Below are 16,176 nucleotides of genomic sequence, written 5' to 3' on the forward strand. Positions count from 1 at the left end.
CGCGATTAACGATTTTTTGGAACTACACAAGTTCCTGAAGCACTAGCTACCAAAATCGGTTCCTTTAGCACTCTTCCTAGGTAAGGCCTGTCAGGATCATGGACAGCTTCAATCACTTTATATGCTTCAAATACAATCTTTCGCGATGTATTGCCAACTCTCTTTAAACGACCTACTGCCTCAATAAAATCTCCAGCATATACAGGTGCTTTAAATGTAACTTCATCATAAGCGACAAATAATCCCTCATCTCCATCGTGGCGAATTAATATCTCTGTTGCTATATCGCCGAATAATCCCAAGATTCGAGCACCATCTACCAAATTCCCACCATAATGGGCATCTTGCTGGCTCATACGAATACGAATCATCGTTTCTATCATCGATGTCACCTCTATTTCCATTAGTTGATACGAGACGAGAAATTCCTATGGCTACGATTCGACTTTCAACTCACTCATTTGCTTCTTGTTACTCTTAGAGGAAATTTGACTTTAAACCCAAACCATTCACTTTAAAACCCGAAGTGGATCGATTTCTTATTCCATCCTAGAATAAAACTATTATGAAACAAGCTGTTGAATAACAGCAGCCCGGAGCTCATCAATATCGAAGGGCTTTGTAAAATGACCTATTGCCCCAAGCTTGGTTGCTTCATCTACCATATCTAATTCCCCATAGGCTGTCATCATGATCACCTTAATTTTGGTATCAAGACGACGCAATCTTCGGAGCAATTCTAATCCATCCATCCCGGGCATTTTCATATCAAGTAAAATTAAATCAGGTCTTTCCAAACGTATAATTTCTAAAGCTTGCTTTCCATTTGCCGCTTGAAATACAATGAGATTGTCTTTGGAAAAAACTTCTTTCAATAGGACTCGGATACCATATTGGTCATCAACAACGAGTACTTTCTTATACAAATCCCTTCCCTCCATAGTACGAACCCAACTTTTTGGCTATGAGTATATTCCGTAAATACGAACCATTTTCCTGCACATTGAAAGAAAAATTAATTTCTATGGAAATCTTTGGTTCAATTATTCTTTAAGGACTATTTTTTTATAGTAGAATAATAAGTAAATATAAAAAAGAAAAAACAAAAGGAGGTGTCCAGCTGTTACTTTAAACAAAAGGCAAGGTAGCAGAAGGTTTATGAAGAGAAGAGTGATTGTGACACCATATCAACCTGAATGGCCTTTGTTATACCAAATAGAAGCTAGTCAACTACGTCAAGTATTTCAATCTGAACTAGTAGCAATTCACCATATTGGTAGTACATCGGTACCTCAACTGGCTGCAAAGCCAATTATAGATATTCTAGCGGTAGTCAGAGAAGTCGAAAGAGTAGATGAGTTTATTGAAGCGATGGCCAAACTCAGATACATCGCAATGGGTGAAAATGGAATACCAGGTCGCCGCTTTTTTTATAAAGGGAAAAGTAGACGAAGCCATCATGTCCATATTTTTGCTGAAGATAGTCCACAAATTAAGCGGCATCTAGCTTTTCGTGATTATTTACGACATCATCCAGTCGAGTGTGAACAATACGGTCAATTAAAAAAACAGCTTGCCAAACAATTTCCAAAGGATATAGATAGTTATGTAGCTGGAAAGAGTCATTTGATTAGAGAATTAGAGCAAAAAGCGCTAATTTGGTCAGAACAGAGGGAATTTAAGAAATAAAAGTATAGCTACGACTCTAATACTAGAGTCGTAGCTCACAACTATCTGATTTTGCTGCCCATTCTTGACTTATTTTTCACTTTCAAATATATCGTCATCATCATCTAGTTCTAAATCACTAAAAAAATCATCCAACCATTCTTGATCTTGTAATCCTTCTTTTCCCTCTTTTTTAAGATCAGTCAAATATTTATAGATAATAAAAACCGCTTTTTTTACCGCTTCATTATTTTGCCTCATATCCTCATTATTCAAAATACGATAAGCATATCTTAGAGGATCTTCTGATTTTTGCTTAGCTTCTTTGATAATCTCTTCTTTCCATTCTAAAATATCTTCATGCTGAATATCCCAGTTGGTTACCTCTCTTTCTACAAGGTAGACATTTGCCGGGTCACGCTCTAGAAAACGCCTTAATGTATCAACAGCGCGAACATCTTGATCTTCTCGATTATACCAACGCATTAGCATCAGCCAAGCTTCTTTATGATAAGCATGTTCCTTTAAATGTCCTTCCATATAACGAAAAGCATATTCAGCATACTTTCTAGTTGGTAAAGTTGTTTGATTATGTTTTAGATGCTTATTCCAATTAAATAAGGCTAAAAAATAACGATCCCAAATATCTGGGCACCTTTCTTTAGCTTGGTTAAGCCGCTTTTCTAAAGAACGAAACTCCTTTGATTCTGCAATTACCGGCCCTGTTAAAATTTGAATCCCAGCAATTACACTATTAACTTTTTGATCAAATTCCTGCTTTAATTGCTCCTTTAACTCTTTAAACTGTTTATCAATCTCTTGTTTATAATCCTCAAACTTCTTCTCAACTTGGCGATTATGATTATCTCCTACTTCATTAATAATCTCTTTAAATTTAGTAGCTTGAAAATACCCATAAAATGTTAGTACAAATCCACTTACTGTCACAGTGATTCCTAGCGCTGCAAGAATAAAGTTAGCATTATCAATTTCTCTTTCAAACTGATTCATCTTCTCTTCTTGTGACGCGGGCGTTTGAGTTACAGAATTGTGAATGGAATGATTATCATAACCAATATATGCTACAAAAATAATAGTCAAAAATAAAATAAAGACAGGCACATACCTTTTGGTAAATATCCAATATTTGCTCTTTTCTAACCGGTTTTTATGCATTAAATTATCACCGCCTTTTATATTTTTATATTATCATAATTCATATAAATTAATTAAAGTCATAAATCAATGAAATCATCCATTTTCCAACCATCTAGATTAAATTTCCTCCATTAATCGATTATTTAATCTATTATTTTTATTATTTTGACAAATTTTATTATCGTTAAAGTATCTCTCCCTATTTTCCTACTCATTCTATTATTTTCTATACAAAACTACGGAAATTTATCCGCCTAATCGGAGTATTTTCATAATGAGATAAAGCCTACCCAATTTAAGGTAAGCTTTATCTCATTCACCTATCAAGTTTCTATTATGAGATGGTTTTCCTTCCTTTTTCGCTCAATTGCTCCAAAAGGGGGGGAGTTCTACCAATTGGAAAAGGAAGTCGAATTTTTTAGCTATCTTCATTAAAATGAATTAACTCCCTACCACATTCGATAAGTTGGGTAAATGATTTTTCTTTGGTTGGAGTTCTTCTTTATTTCTACGGAACTTTTCTAAAGCCCGATACAAAGATGGAACAACAATCAAAGTTAAAAGTGTCGACGTGGTTAATCCACCAATCACTGTAATAGCAAGACCTTTTGATATTAAAGCAGCTGAAACTGATTCTACATCTCCTGATAAAGCAAGTGGAATTAAGGCACAGATAGTTGCCACAGCTGTCATCAAGATCGGGCGTAAGCGTACCTTTCCTGCTTCCACAATTGCATCGTTTATTTCCATCCCGTTTTTCCGATTCGTTTCTACTCGATCCAAGAGTACTACAGCATTGGTAACTACAATTCCAATTAGCATGAGCAATCCAATCATCGCACTAAGTGACAAAGATTGCTTCGTGATCAGCAAGAAGCTAAACGATCCAACAGGTACAAATAAAATGGAAGTTAAGATTACAATCGGGGTTAATATCCCATTGAAGGTCATACTTAAGATAAAAAATACTAAACCGACTGCAATCAACATAGCCATACCCATTTGCGAAAATTCTTCATCAATCTGTTCACTACCGCCACCTGTTTTTACTTGAACACCTTCAGGTAATTTTAAGTTGGATACATCTGCTTTTACAGCTTCTGTAACCCCTCTTACATCTTGGCCTTTTACTTGCGCAGTTACTGTGGCTAAAGTACGTCCATCCTGACGGTTAATAGCAATCGGGGTTTTATTATCATTTACTTTTGCAACTTCTTTTAATGCTTTCTCTCCACTAGGTGTTAGAATCTTGGTATTGAGTAGTTTCGCTTTCGTATCGATTTTCTCTTTATATCGAACGGTCAAATCCATTTTTTCTTGGCCGATCTTGTAATCTACTATCTCAACAGGATGAATTCTTTCAGCAATCATCATCGACAGTTGTTGAAGGTCCAAGCCCATGTCTCTGCCTTTTTGATTTAGCTCTAAAGTCCATTTGGTTTGTACTTCATTCATTTCATTTTTAACATTCTTCAATTGATCATTTTTACTTAATAACTCTTCTACTAGTTTGGCCGCTTTTTCTAAGGCGAATTGATTTTCACTATACATTTCAATATCTACATTATTTCCTTCAGCAGCGTTTCCTTGTCCAAATTCTTCTACTTTGACCGTTGAATCTGACATTTCAGCTTTTACCAGATTCGAAACCTCTTTCTGCAACGAACCCATCATTTGATCAGCGTTATAACCTTTTTTAAGCTTAACAACAATTCTTGCCTCATTGTCGACTCTCTTTTCATTTTGTAGCCCTACTTCTGCACTGCTATATTCAACTTCTTTTCTTTTCTTCAAATAATCTTCTATCTTTTGAGTGATCTTATCTGTTTGTTCTAGGCTAGCTTTTTTAGGTAACTTTAAAGTTACTGATAGATTTGTGCTACTCCCTGCTGGCATGAGAGAAAAGCCCAACATCGGCACTAAGAAGAAAGAGGCGATTAGCAATATGACAGATAAGGTGAGAACAAGCCCTTTTCGATTTAAAGCTCCTCGTAGCAGCTTCTCATACCCATGAACCAGCTTTCCATCTTCTTCTTTATGCTTCACCTTGGTAAAAAATCTTTTACCAAGCAGAGGAATAAGCATGATCGCAACGAGTAACGAAGCAAGAATCGAGAATGCTACTGCAAAGGAGAAAGGACGGAACAATTCCCCTACAAAACCACCTATAAAAGCAATTGGCAGGAATACAACACAAGTAACAAAGGTCGAAGATGCAACAGCAGTCATTACTTCTTTGGTTGCTCGGATAGTGATCTCTTTTCGGCTTAAGCGATCTCCTTTTTCTTGAATCCAGCGGTATATATTTTCAATGACAACAATACTATCATCTACGATCCGTCCAATAGCCACAGCTAATCCACCTAGTGACATCACATTGAGCGTATAACCCATTTTATCTAGTAGGAAAATGGTCACAAAAATAGAAATAGGTAAGGAAATAATAGAGATCATAGTAGCACGGAAACTACGTAAGAAAATCGCAATAACTACTACTGTAAATAAAGCACCAAACAATCCTTCTTTCACTAGTTTAGAAATCGATGTTTCAATCTCTTTACCTAAATTAGCAAGTGTAAAAACATTGAACTTATCTTGTGTTTTATACTTATTAATAACTTTTTCTACTGACTTGGCAACCTGAACTGTATTTGCTTTGGTCTCTTTGTTTACTATGATTACCAGTGAATGCTCCCCGTTAATACGAGAGATTTCTTCTGCTTCATTGCTTTGCTTGATGGTAGCAATATCTCCTAATTTAACCGGAGCTAAAGCTTTTGGATCAGACATAGCAGAAGTTTGACTACTCATCACAGTTACCTTTTTTAAGTCATTAACGTTCTTAATACTTTCATTAATATCAATCGGAATGGTCTTTCCTTTATTTTCTACAATACCCACTGTTGAATTGATATTTTTGTTATTTAACGCTTGTTTGATATCTTGTGTACTAATTCCTTTGGATTTTGCTTTTGACTCATTCAGCTCAATTATCCATTTTCTTTCTTTTAATCCCGAAATATCAACTTTGGCTACGCCATTCACCTTTTTGATTTCTGGTAAAATCTTATCTTCTACTTTCTTTTGTAATTGGTCATAGTTTTTAGATGTTAGAGCAAAATAGGATACCAAATTATTGGCAGATTCACTACCAGAAACCATACTTTCGGATTGTTCAGGTAGTTTTAATCCATTGATGATAGATTCAAGTTTATTTTTCGCCTTATCTAAGTCCGTTCCATAAGGATATTTTACCTCAAGTGATACTCCTTGACTGGATGTGGTACTTAGTACTTCTTCTGCTTCATTTGAAGCTAAAATCTGATCTTCTAATGTCTTGGTGATTTCTTTTTCATTATCCTCAGCAGATTGACCAGGCGTATTTATTTGTATCCATAAGGATGGAAAAGAGACATTCGGCATAATCTCTTGCTTAATTTGGGTCATCGAAAAAAAGCCACCCACCAAAATCAATATACATAGAATAATGATGGCAGTTCCATTTTTTAAACTCCAATTCGTAAGCCGAGACATGGTTGTTTAACCCCCTCCAGTTTTTCTATGCTAAATCTAGCACCTCTACCTAAACAGTACCTTAACAACACATAAAAAATAGGTAAATTAAAAAAATATACATATTTACTATGCATTATGCATGTATAAATCAAAAGCCTTGATTATAGCTATATATAGTCAAGTCGGCTTTATGTAAGTCCACCGTTTAGGCAAAAGTGAAATTTAATAACCATTAATAGGTGTGTTAGCAACCTTTACAATACAAGCAATTGTATTATAGCTACTAGCTCAGCACATTTTGGGATAATCTATTCACTCATATCTTTTAGCTTCCAATCGATATCCCATTCCACGTACGGTTACAATGACAAACTCATCAGACCATTGTTTAAATCGTTTTCGAAGACGTTTGATATGAACATCAATTGTTCTTTCATCTCCTTGATAATCCGTCCCCCAAATTTGCTTAATTAATTGCATACGAGTAAATGTTTTCCCAGGATAACTAGCGAGTTTAAATAAGATTTGAAACTCCTTATGGGGTAAAAGTATAAGATGATTTTTTACAAAAACCATTTGATCTTTTTTACATATTTTCAACTGCCCAATGGTTAGTGTTTCAGAAAAAACAATATGATAACGCTGAAGTAGGCCCTTTACTCTTTGGATTAGCTCCAGTGGATTAAAGGGCTCTACGATGTAATAATCATCTTTTAATTGAACACCATTTACTTGATTGTCATAAGGTTTTTTTCTTGTTAAGAATAAAATAGGCAGCAAAAAATCCCGCCTAATTTCGTCATATAAGGAGTTTCCATCCTTATATGTTAAACCATGATTTAAAAGCACTAAATCAAATGGTTGTTCATAAATCTTGTCCAATGCCTCTTCACTACTAAACGCTTGTAATACACTTAGTCCTTCTAATTCCAAATTAAATTTAATCAAATGTTGGATATGGAGGTCATCTTCAACTACTAATACTTTAACCATTTTTTCACCTTACTTTTATCTGACCCCGCTAAAAGCTAGGAGTCAAATAATTATATATGTATAGATAGGAATACAAGAGGATTCATCATAAAATAATGAACATTGTATAAATACACTATAAATATTAGAATAAATACAGAAGATATACAGGCGCTAATCTTCTACTAGCATTTCATAATTCTACATCATTTTTTAATCCTGATGGGTAAAATCTAGCGAATTATTCTATTAGCACATATTTATTTTGCAAATAAATCTAAAGGTCAATCAAATGAGAGGAGTTTACTGATGCGCATTTTAGTGGTAGGAGCCGGAGGAGTAGGTGGCTATTTTGGAGGTCGTTTAGCTGAAAAAGGGGGAGATGTTACTTTCCTTGTTCGTGATCATCGAAAGCTACAACTTGAACAAAATGGGCTAGTCATTCATAGTACACATGGAAATACAACCCTACGTGTAAAAACTTTGATTAGTGGTGAGAAACAAAAATCTTTTGACCTGATACTATTATCTGTAAAAGCATACCATCTTGATCAGGTCATCCATTCTTTGAGGCCTTATGTAGATAATCATACAGTGATTCTTCCTTTGTTAAATGGAGTAAGTCATCTTGAGAAATTACAACAATCTTTTAGTACAAAAAATGTGTTGGGAGGTCTTTGTTTTATCGAAACGACATTAAACGATCAAGGTCACATCGAACATTATAGTCCTCAACACGATCTTGTTTTTGGTGAATTAAATGGTGAGCTTACTGAGCGGGTTGAAAGAATTCATCAAATACTAAATATCGGTAATTTCCAAACTTCCTTGAGTCGTCATATCATCAAAAAAATGTGGCATAAATATATCTTTATTAGCACAATGAGTGGAATGACTGCAATGATGAAGAGCAATATAGGAACTATTTTGGAGTCCCCTTATGGCAAAGAAACTCTTGAACGACTGCTTACTGAAATTATTCAGATCGCTAAAACACAGGAACCTTCCATCGATCCCGATATTTATGAACAAGTGATGAAAACGGTATTAACTATGTCACCTACATTTAAATCTTCCATGCAGCGTGATTTAGAAAAAGGATTACCCATCGAAACGGATCATTTGCATGGTACATTATTACGCTATGCACCCAATCATCTTGATACTCCTATTTTAAAAACGGTTTATAGTACCCTAATGGCTTATACTAGGAAGCAGAATTACTCCTAAAAAGATTAAGCTCACTTCTTTGCTATAAGAGGTGAGCTTGATCTTTTCACATAAGTACAATTCCTACAGCAGATACCCCTGCAATGACAACTGCAAAAATCATCATCACAATAACGGGTCCATATCCTTTTTGATCTAAATGCATAAATGCAAATAATTGCAAAATCGCTTGTATTAATGCAGCAATCATAATAACCCAAAATGTGGTATTCGCATCAAACAAAGGCACAGCAACTAGATAAAAAGATAAAGCAGTAAAGGCGATCATTAGGAAAAAAGAGATCATATATTTGGTTACCTTACTTCTTTCTCTCTCTTTTTTCATTTGTGCAGGTCGATGGTTGATACTTGGCTTCATTCCATCACCCCTCAGTTGTTTTCCCCTTATTTATTATTATCGGTATTTATATTATATACTAAATATTATAAATATGTCGTCCCCTTTCAAATTTCGAAGCCAAAATACTTCTCTTTGACATTTTTTTATTACACTTTATAATATAAGAGAAGAAGTAAATATCACTATGTATGATCCTTCGGGGCAGGGTGAAATTCCCGACCGGCGGTGATGGCAAATTGCCTTAGTCCGTGACCCGCTACTCTAGCGGTGGATTCGGTGAAAATCCGAAGCCGACAGTAACAGTCTGGATGGGAGAAGGATGACTTCGCGTACGGTATGAACCCTTATAAAATCATTTAGGTAGTATTGGGGACTGAAAGATACCGTTTGCTTTAACAAGGGATTCGTATACCCTTTTTTCCCTTGTTACATACCATGATCATGCTTTCACAATCATGGTCATTTTCGGTATGGCTTTTTCCCGAAATGGTAAATTTCAACTATCCATCAAAGCCTGAAGGAAGAATATTCATTCTCCTTTGGGCTTTTTTATTGGGTCCTTCGTACGAGTTGTCATCAGTAACACAAGAATAAAAAGGAGTGTTTCTGATGCAACCACATACTAAACAGCAAAATCGATTAACCCGCTTAATTTTCTTATCATTGCTTGGTGGGAGTTCATTTTTAGTTCAATACTTTGAATTCCCGATTCCGGGATTACCCGCTTTTTTAAAAATTGACTTTAGTGAAATTCCAGCATTAATTGGCGCTTTTATATATGGGCCTGTTTCTGGAATCATCATCGAGTTTTTAAAAAATTTTCTCCATTTCCTCTTTCATGGTAGTGAAACCGGAGCAATTCCTGTTGGACAACTTTCCAATTTCTTAGCTGGCAGTGTATTTGTTACACTAACTTATATTCTTAGTAAAAAAGTACAGGGATTAAAAGGCTTACTCTTAGGTCTTAGTATTGCTACACTTATAACTACTATTCTTATGAGTTTAGCTAATTATTTTATACTCTTTCCACTCTATAGTATCTTAATTAATATGACACTTGCTTCACCAGAAAAACAAGCTATCGTTCTATATGGAATTGCACCATTTAATATCATTAAAGGTATCCTAATCGCTCTGATCTTTATTCCTCTCTATCGCAAAATCAGTCCTTATTTAAGCCGACAATTTTCATTTCGTTAAGAAGTTTAACTGATCTGGACTTTTTTATACAGTCTTTAGTTTATATTATATAATTATAAAAAAGCCTAGTACCTCTTCAGCTGAGATACTAGGCTTTTTATGCATTTCATTTACGCCAATGTCAATTAGACTTGTACTTTTTGTTTAATATTTAGAGCTGCTGCTACAAAATCTCGGAATAAAGGCGCAGGGCGATTTGGACGAGATTTAAACTCAGGGTGGAATTGTGAAGCAACGAACCATGGGTGATTTTTATATTCCACGATTTCAACTAAACGGCCATCAGGAGAAGTTCCAGAAAACACATAACCAGCTTGCTCCATTTGCTTGCGATACTCGTTATTAAACTCATAACGATGGCGATGACGTTCATACACAACATCAGTATGATATGCTTGATATGCTAGGCTACCTGGTTGAAGCTTACAAGGTGATAGTCCCAAACGCATCGTTCCACCTAGCTCTTCGATTTCTTTTTGTTCCGGTAAAAGATCAATAATAGGGTAAGGGGTTTCAGGAGCAATCTCTGCACTTTGTGCTTCTTTTAAATGAAGGACATGACGTGCTCCCTCAACACAAGCCATTTGCATCCCAAGACAAATGCCTAAGAAAGGTATTTGGTTCTCACGTGCGAAACGAGTAGCAACGATCTTCCCTTCAATTCCACGATCACCAAAGCCACCTGGAACTAAAATTCCATCCACATTTCCTAATAAATTATCGACATTATCTTCATTTACTTCTTCGGAGTTAACCCATTTCACTTCGATTTCTGTGTCACTTTCAAAACCAGCATGACGAAGTGATTCAACCACACTCATATATGCATCAGGTAAAGCAACGTATTTCCCAACAATGGCAATTCTTGTCTTATGAGTAAGATTTTTTACTTTATTTACCAAAGCGAGCCACTCTGTCATATCAGCAGGACCACTATCCAATCCTAAATGCTTTACAACAATTTCATCCAGTCCTTCTTTTTGCAACATTAAAGGCACTTCATATAAAGTGTCTGCATCTCTTGATTCAACCACTGCCTCACGATCAATATCGCAGAAAAGAGCAATTTTCCGTTTCATTTCCTCAGACAAGGGATACTCTGTACGACAAACAATTACATTCGGATGGATCCCAATGCTGCGCAATTCTTTTACACTATGCTGAGTCGGTTTTGTCTTTAACTCTCCACTCGCTTTTAGCATTGGTACTAATGTACAGTGAATATAAATTACATTTTCCCGTCCAACATCACTCTTAATTTGGCGAATTGCTTCGATAAAAGGAAGACTTTCGATGTCCCCAACCGTTCCCCCAATCTCGGTTATCACGACATCAGGATGAAATTCTCTAGCTGCTCTAAATACCCGATCTTTAATTTCATTGGTAATATGTGGAATTACTTGCACAGTTCCACCTAAGTAATCTCCACGACGTTCTTTATTAATAACAGAAGAATAGATTTTTCCTGTTGTCACATTACTATTTTTTGTTAAGTTGATATCAATAAAACGTTCATAATGCCCCAAATCTAAGTCCGTTTCCGCTCCATCATCAGTTACAAAAACTTCTCCATGTTGATATGGACTCATGGTTCCTGGATCCACATTTATATATGGATCAAATTTTTGGATCGTTACTTTCAAACCGCGATTTTTTAGAAGCCTTCCCAATGATGAAGCCACAATTCCTTTTCCCAATGAGGAGACTACACCACCAGTTACAAAAATAAATTTGGTCATAATCTTTCCTGTTACTAAACATAACGAAAAAGTCCGCAGATCATACAAGTTAAGATCAAAAATTAGGACCATAAAAAAAAGGACCATGAACTTTTTCTATGTTTTGTCGTAACAGTTTTACACCTCCTATATAAAATAATGCCCCAGATTATAAAAAAATAGAAAAAGCGCCCCCAAAATTAGGGGCGCTCATTGATTGCTAAAAAGCTTAAATGATAAGGATGCTAATAAACCGTACTTAATAGAGCCCAAAAGTAAGTTTAACGAAGGGGAAACCCTTTGTCAAGAAAGACTTCACACTGTTATAGATCTTCCTCTTCTTCCTCGCCATCTTCGTCATCAGTTTCATCTTCATCTTCATAAGATGAATCCTCGTCAAATTCTACTAACTCTGGATCTAATTCATCTAAATTCAAATCATAGTCGTCGCTGTCTTCATACAATTCTTCATCTAAATCTTCATCATCTTTAATATGTGCAGCCACAGCAGAGTCGGTAGTTTGTTCGGTTGGATACCAAGATCTAAGTCCCCATAAGCTACGGCCTACACAAACAAAGCGACCATCAATATTTATATCCGTATAAAGCTGAGAAATATAATAGTTAATATCTTCTTGGGTAAACCCTTTAATTTTAGAGATTTGACTAAACATATCTAAAAATTGTATGGGTTCCCCTTTTTCTTTTAACAAATCATAAGCTATATCAACCATTGAAGTCTCTATGATTTTTTCCGCTGCTAGGTTGTCACTCAAAATGGACACATCCTTCCATATGGATTCGATCCCTTAGGATCTACTCTCCATATCTTCTCGTACAATTATTTTAACCAAAACACTGCTGAAGTCAACCACAAAGCATTCTCTCAATTAAGAAATAACCATGAGCTTGCGAAATATGCATACATCATATTTAAAAATTGCTGTATAGATCAGCCACTCCATGCTGTTGGTTGACTCTTTCGCAGCTTTGATCAACCTACCTAGATAGATAAATGAATAACAAATTGGTTGATATAACCATTTTTTCGTAGAGGCTTCCTTTTTAAACCTGCTACCTATCCTTTTTGAAAACAAGCTTTCAAGAAAAACACACTACATATTACGGCGATATTGTCCTCCAACCTCATATAATGCTGCTGTAATCTGTCCTAAACTAGCTACTTTTACCGTTTCCATCAATTCAGCAAAAATATTTCCTTCTTCTTTGGCTACTCGCTTCAAACGCTCTAATGCCTCTTTGGCTTCTTGTTGGTGCTTATTATGAAACTTTCTAACGTGTTCGATTTGGGAATACTTTTCCTCTTCGGTAGCACGAGTTAATTGTACATCTGTCTCCACATTCGAGTTTGGACCTTCAAATGTATTTACACCGATAATCGGTAGCTCACCTGTATGCTTTTTAGTCTCATAATAAAGGGACTCATCTTGAATTTTCCCGCGCTGGTATTGTGTTTCCATCGCTCCAAGAACACCGCCACGGTCGCTAATCCGCTCAAATTCTTTTAATACCGCTTCTTCTACCAAATCCGTTAGCTCTTCGATGATAAACGAACCTTGCAACGGATTTTCATTTTTTGCTAATCCTAACTCTTTTGTAATAATTAACTGAATCGCCATGGCGCGACGAACAGACTCTTCGGTTGGTGTAGTAATCGCTTCATCATAAGCATTGGTATGCAGCGAGTTACATTGATCATAAAGTGCCATTAATGCTTGTAAGGTCGTACGAATATCATTAAAGTCAATCTCCTGTGCATGTAAAGAACGACCTGATGTTTGAATATGATACTTTAGTTTCTGGCTTCGTTCATTCGCACCATAAAGGTGTTTCATGACAATCGCCCAAATACGGCGTGCTACCCGCCCGATCACAGAATACTCTGCATCTAATCCATTGCTAAAAAAGAACGAAAGATTAGGAGCGAAGTCGTCAATTTTCATACCACGACTCAAATAATATTCTGCATAAGTAAAGGCATTAGCTAGTGTAAAAGCAAGTTGAGTAATTGGATTGGCACCAGCTTCTGCGATATGGTAACCACTAATACTAACCGAATAATAATTGCGAATACCATGATCAATAAAATATTGCTGAATATCTCCCATCATTTTTAATGCAAATTCTGTAGAGAAAATACAAGTATTCTGACCTTGGTCTTCCTTTAAGATATCTGCTTGTACGGTCCCACGTACCGCTTTTAACGTATTTCGCTTAATTTCTTCTTTTTCTTCTATATTAGGTTCTCGACCTTGCTCTTTACGAAACCGATCCAATTGTTGTTCAATCGCTGTATTAAAAAACATCGCCAATATAATAGGAGCTGGGCCGTTAATCGTCATCGACACACTGGTATTTGGTGCACATAGATCAAAGCCCTGATAGAGTTGTTGCATATTTTCAAGTGTACAAATACTTACGCCTGACTCCCCAATTTTCCCGAAAATATCAGGTCGCTCCGCTGGGTCTTCGCCATATAGTGTGACACTATCAAAGGCTGTTGATAAGCGTTTAGCAGCATCATTTTTAGATAAATAATGAAAGCGATTATTGGTCCTCTCTGGAGTCCCTTCTCCAGCAAATTGTCGCTTAGGATCTTCATCTGTTCTCTTTAAGGGGAATACTCCTGCTGTAAAAGGAAAAAACCCAGGTAAATTTTCTTTGTGTAACCAACGTAATAACTGACCCCAATCTTTATATTTGGGGAGTGCTACTTTGGGAATTTTCGACCCAGATAAAGTTTCCGTAAAAAGAGGCGTTTGAATCTCTCGATTACGTACCTTTGTCACTAATTGGTCTTGTTTATATTTTTTAACTAGATCAGGCCAAGTAGACAAAGCTTCTTTGTTTTCGCTTGAAATTTGTTGTTGGATCTCTTTTGTTTTTTGCTCCAGTTGAGTTACAATAGGATCTTTATTCTCTTCGCTGGCAAAAAGTTCTTTTACCCCCTGAAGTTGATAAAGATGACTTGCTAGCTTTGATTGTTCACGGGATCTTTGATGATATTTTCGAACAGTACTTACAATCTCATGTAAATAGTGAGTTCTTTCAGGTGGAATAATATATTTCTTTTGCAACTGTTGATTATCTATAGATAGTGATGATTCCCAACTTAACTGTAACTTTTCATTCATTCGATCTATAAGTTTACGATAAAAAACGTTAGTTCCTGGATCATTATAATGGCTAGCCATCGTCCCATAGACTGGAATTTGATCATCGGGAATTTCAAAAAGTTGGTGATTACGTCTATATTGTTTTTTTACATCACGCAAAGCATCTTCTGAACCTTTGCGGTCAAATTTATTAATCGCTACTAAATCGGCATAATCAAGCATTTCAATTTTTTCTAGCTGCGATGGAGATCCATATTCAGAAGTCATCACATAGACAGATACATCACTAATAGAGACTACATCTGCATTCCCTTGCCCAATACCACTAGTCTCAACAATAATTAAATCGTATCCGGCTTGCTTCATTACGGCAATCGCTTCACGGATCGCACCACTTAGCTCTGAACGTGTTCGACGGGTCGCAAAACTACGCAAAAATACATGTGGATGATGAATTGAATTCATTCGAATACGGTCACCTAAAAGTGCTCCACCGGTTTTTTGTTTGGAAGGATCAATTGACAAGATGGCAACTTTTTTATCTGTAAAATCATGAATAAAGCGTCGTACCAGTTCATCGGTTAATGAACTTTTACCTGCACCACCTGTCCCTGTTATACCAATGACAGGAATCCGGCGGGAAACGGGGGATAAAATTTCTGCGATCAGTGTTTGAGACTGAAGACGTAAGTTTTCATCTTCTGCAGCCTGCTCTACCAGTGTTAGGAGACGGGAAGTAGCTTGCTGCTCTCCCTTTCTACATCGCTCTAAGTCTTGGCTCCAGTCCCTTTTTGCAATCGTCGAAAAGTCCGCTTCCCGAATCATATAATTAATCATACCTTGCAAGCCAAGTTGACGACCATCTTGAGGAGAGAAAATTTTCGATACCCCATATTCCTCTAATTCTTTAATTTCATTTGGAACAATCACTCCTCCACCGCCACCAAAAACACGGATATGAGAAGCACCTTTTTCCTTTAATAGATCAACAACATAGCGGAAAAACTCCATATGTCCGCCTTGATAAGATGAGAGAGCAATTCCTTGAACATCTTCTTGAATCGCAGCCTCAACAATCTCACTGACAGAGCGATTATGCCCTAAATGAATCACTTCTACACCTGTAGCTTGTAAGAGACGGCGAAATAAGTTAATTGATGCATCATGTCCGTCAAATAGACTAGCGGCGGTTACAAAGCGAACTGCGTGTTTAGGTTGATATACTTCTACTTCCATC

Annotated in this window: 12 protein-coding genes and 1 riboswitch; of the genes, 3 read left to right on the top strand and 9 right to left on the bottom strand. The window is 36.3% G+C overall.

Features of this window, described 5'->3' with window-relative positions; all coding sequences use genetic code 11:
* Positions 1 to 5 precede the first annotated feature (5 nt).
* Together kal and DL897_RS11655 are read right to left on the bottom strand one after the other, a co-directional pair.
* On the bottom strand, positions 6 to 383 hold the full coding sequence (kal, locus tag DL897_RS11650; RefSeq protein ID WP_206186520.1) for a 3-aminobutyryl-CoA ammonia lyase: 378 nt from the start codon (positions 381 to 383) through the stop codon (positions 6 to 8).
* Between the two features lie 180 nt (positions 384 to 563).
* Positions 564 to 926 (bottom strand): response regulator, encoded by a 363-nt coding sequence (locus DL897_RS11655; protein WP_420824135.1) that lies wholly within the window; start codon positions 924 to 926, stop codon positions 564 to 566.
* Positions 927 to 1,158: 232 nt separating this feature from the next.
* Between DL897_RS11655 and DL897_RS11660 the strand changes: the two genes are divergently transcribed.
* Positions 1,159 to 1,689, top strand: a complete 531-nt coding sequence (locus DL897_RS11660; RefSeq protein ID WP_113659326.1) for a GrpB family protein — start codon at positions 1,159 to 1,161, stop codon at positions 1,687 to 1,689.
* Between the two features lie 69 nt (positions 1,690 to 1,758).
* Here DL897_RS11660 and DL897_RS11665 read toward each other — a convergent pair whose 3' ends face one another.
* From DL897_RS11665 to DL897_RS11675, 3 genes are all read right to left on the bottom strand, one after another.
* The gene (locus DL897_RS11665) at positions 1,759 to 2,844 is read right to left on the bottom strand and encodes a hypothetical protein (RefSeq protein ID WP_113659327.1); all 1,086 of its coding nucleotides are present in this window, start codon (positions 2,842 to 2,844) and stop codon (positions 1,759 to 1,761) included.
* A 423-nt stretch (positions 2,845 to 3,267) separates the two neighbouring features.
* Positions 3,268 to 6,360 (bottom strand): efflux RND transporter permease subunit, encoded by a 3,093-nt coding sequence (locus DL897_RS11670; RefSeq protein ID WP_113659328.1) that lies wholly within the window; start codon positions 6,358 to 6,360, stop codon positions 3,268 to 3,270.
* A gap of 294 nt (positions 6,361 to 6,654) precedes the next feature.
* Complete coding sequence (locus DL897_RS11675; protein ID WP_113659329.1) at positions 6,655 to 7,335, bottom strand: winged helix-turn-helix domain-containing protein; 681 nt, start codon at positions 7,333 to 7,335, stop codon at positions 6,655 to 6,657.
* Between the two features lie 288 nt (positions 7,336 to 7,623).
* On the opposite strand from DL897_RS11675, the gene DL897_RS11680 reads away from it, so the two are divergent.
* The gene (locus DL897_RS11680; RefSeq protein ID WP_113659330.1) at positions 7,624 to 8,544 is read left to right on the top strand and encodes a ketopantoate reductase family protein; all 921 of its coding nucleotides are present in this window, start codon (positions 7,624 to 7,626) and stop codon (positions 8,542 to 8,544) included.
* 46 nt (positions 8,545 to 8,590) lie between these two features.
* Here the strand turns inward: DL897_RS11680 and DL897_RS11685 are convergent, their stop codons facing one another.
* On the bottom strand, positions 8,591 to 8,902 hold the full coding sequence (locus DL897_RS11685) for a cytochrome C oxidase subunit IV family protein (RefSeq protein ID WP_113659331.1): 312 nt from the start codon (positions 8,900 to 8,902) through the stop codon (positions 8,591 to 8,593).
* Between the two features lie 170 nt (positions 8,903 to 9,072).
* A riboswitch (FMN riboswitch) is annotated at positions 9,073 to 9,208 on the top strand.
* A gap of 285 nt (positions 9,209 to 9,493) precedes the next feature.
* On the opposite strand from DL897_RS11685, the gene DL897_RS11690 reads away from it, so the two are divergent.
* A complete protein-coding gene (locus DL897_RS11690; RefSeq protein ID WP_113659332.1) occupies positions 9,494 to 10,084 on the top strand; it encodes an ECF transporter S component in 591 nt (196 codons plus the stop codon).
* Positions 10,085 to 10,209: 125 nt separating this feature from the next.
* Here the strand turns inward: DL897_RS11690 and DL897_RS11695 are convergent, their stop codons facing one another.
* The 3 genes from DL897_RS11695 to icmF form a co-directional block, all read right to left on the bottom strand.
* On the bottom strand, positions 10,210 to 11,823 hold the full coding sequence (locus DL897_RS11695; RefSeq protein ID WP_113659333.1) for a CTP synthase: 1,614 nt from the start codon (positions 11,821 to 11,823) through the stop codon (positions 10,210 to 10,212).
* 302 nt (positions 11,824 to 12,125) lie between these two features.
* The gene (gene rpoE, locus DL897_RS11700) at positions 12,126 to 12,578 is read right to left on the bottom strand and encodes a DNA-directed RNA polymerase subunit delta (RefSeq protein WP_113659334.1); all 453 of its coding nucleotides are present in this window, start codon (positions 12,576 to 12,578) and stop codon (positions 12,126 to 12,128) included.
* 339 nt (positions 12,579 to 12,917) lie between these two features.
* Complete coding sequence (gene icmF, locus DL897_RS11705; protein WP_113659335.1) at positions 12,918 to 16,175, bottom strand: fused isobutyryl-CoA mutase/GTPase IcmF; 3,258 nt, start codon at positions 16,173 to 16,175, stop codon at positions 12,918 to 12,920.
* Position 16,176: the final 1 nt, after the last annotated feature.

The sequence above is a fragment of the Thermoflavimicrobium daqui genome (genome assembly GCF_003313465.1).
Taxonomy (GTDB): domain Bacteria; phylum Bacillota; class Bacilli; order Thermoactinomycetales; family Thermoactinomycetaceae; genus Thermoflavimicrobium; species Thermoflavimicrobium daqui.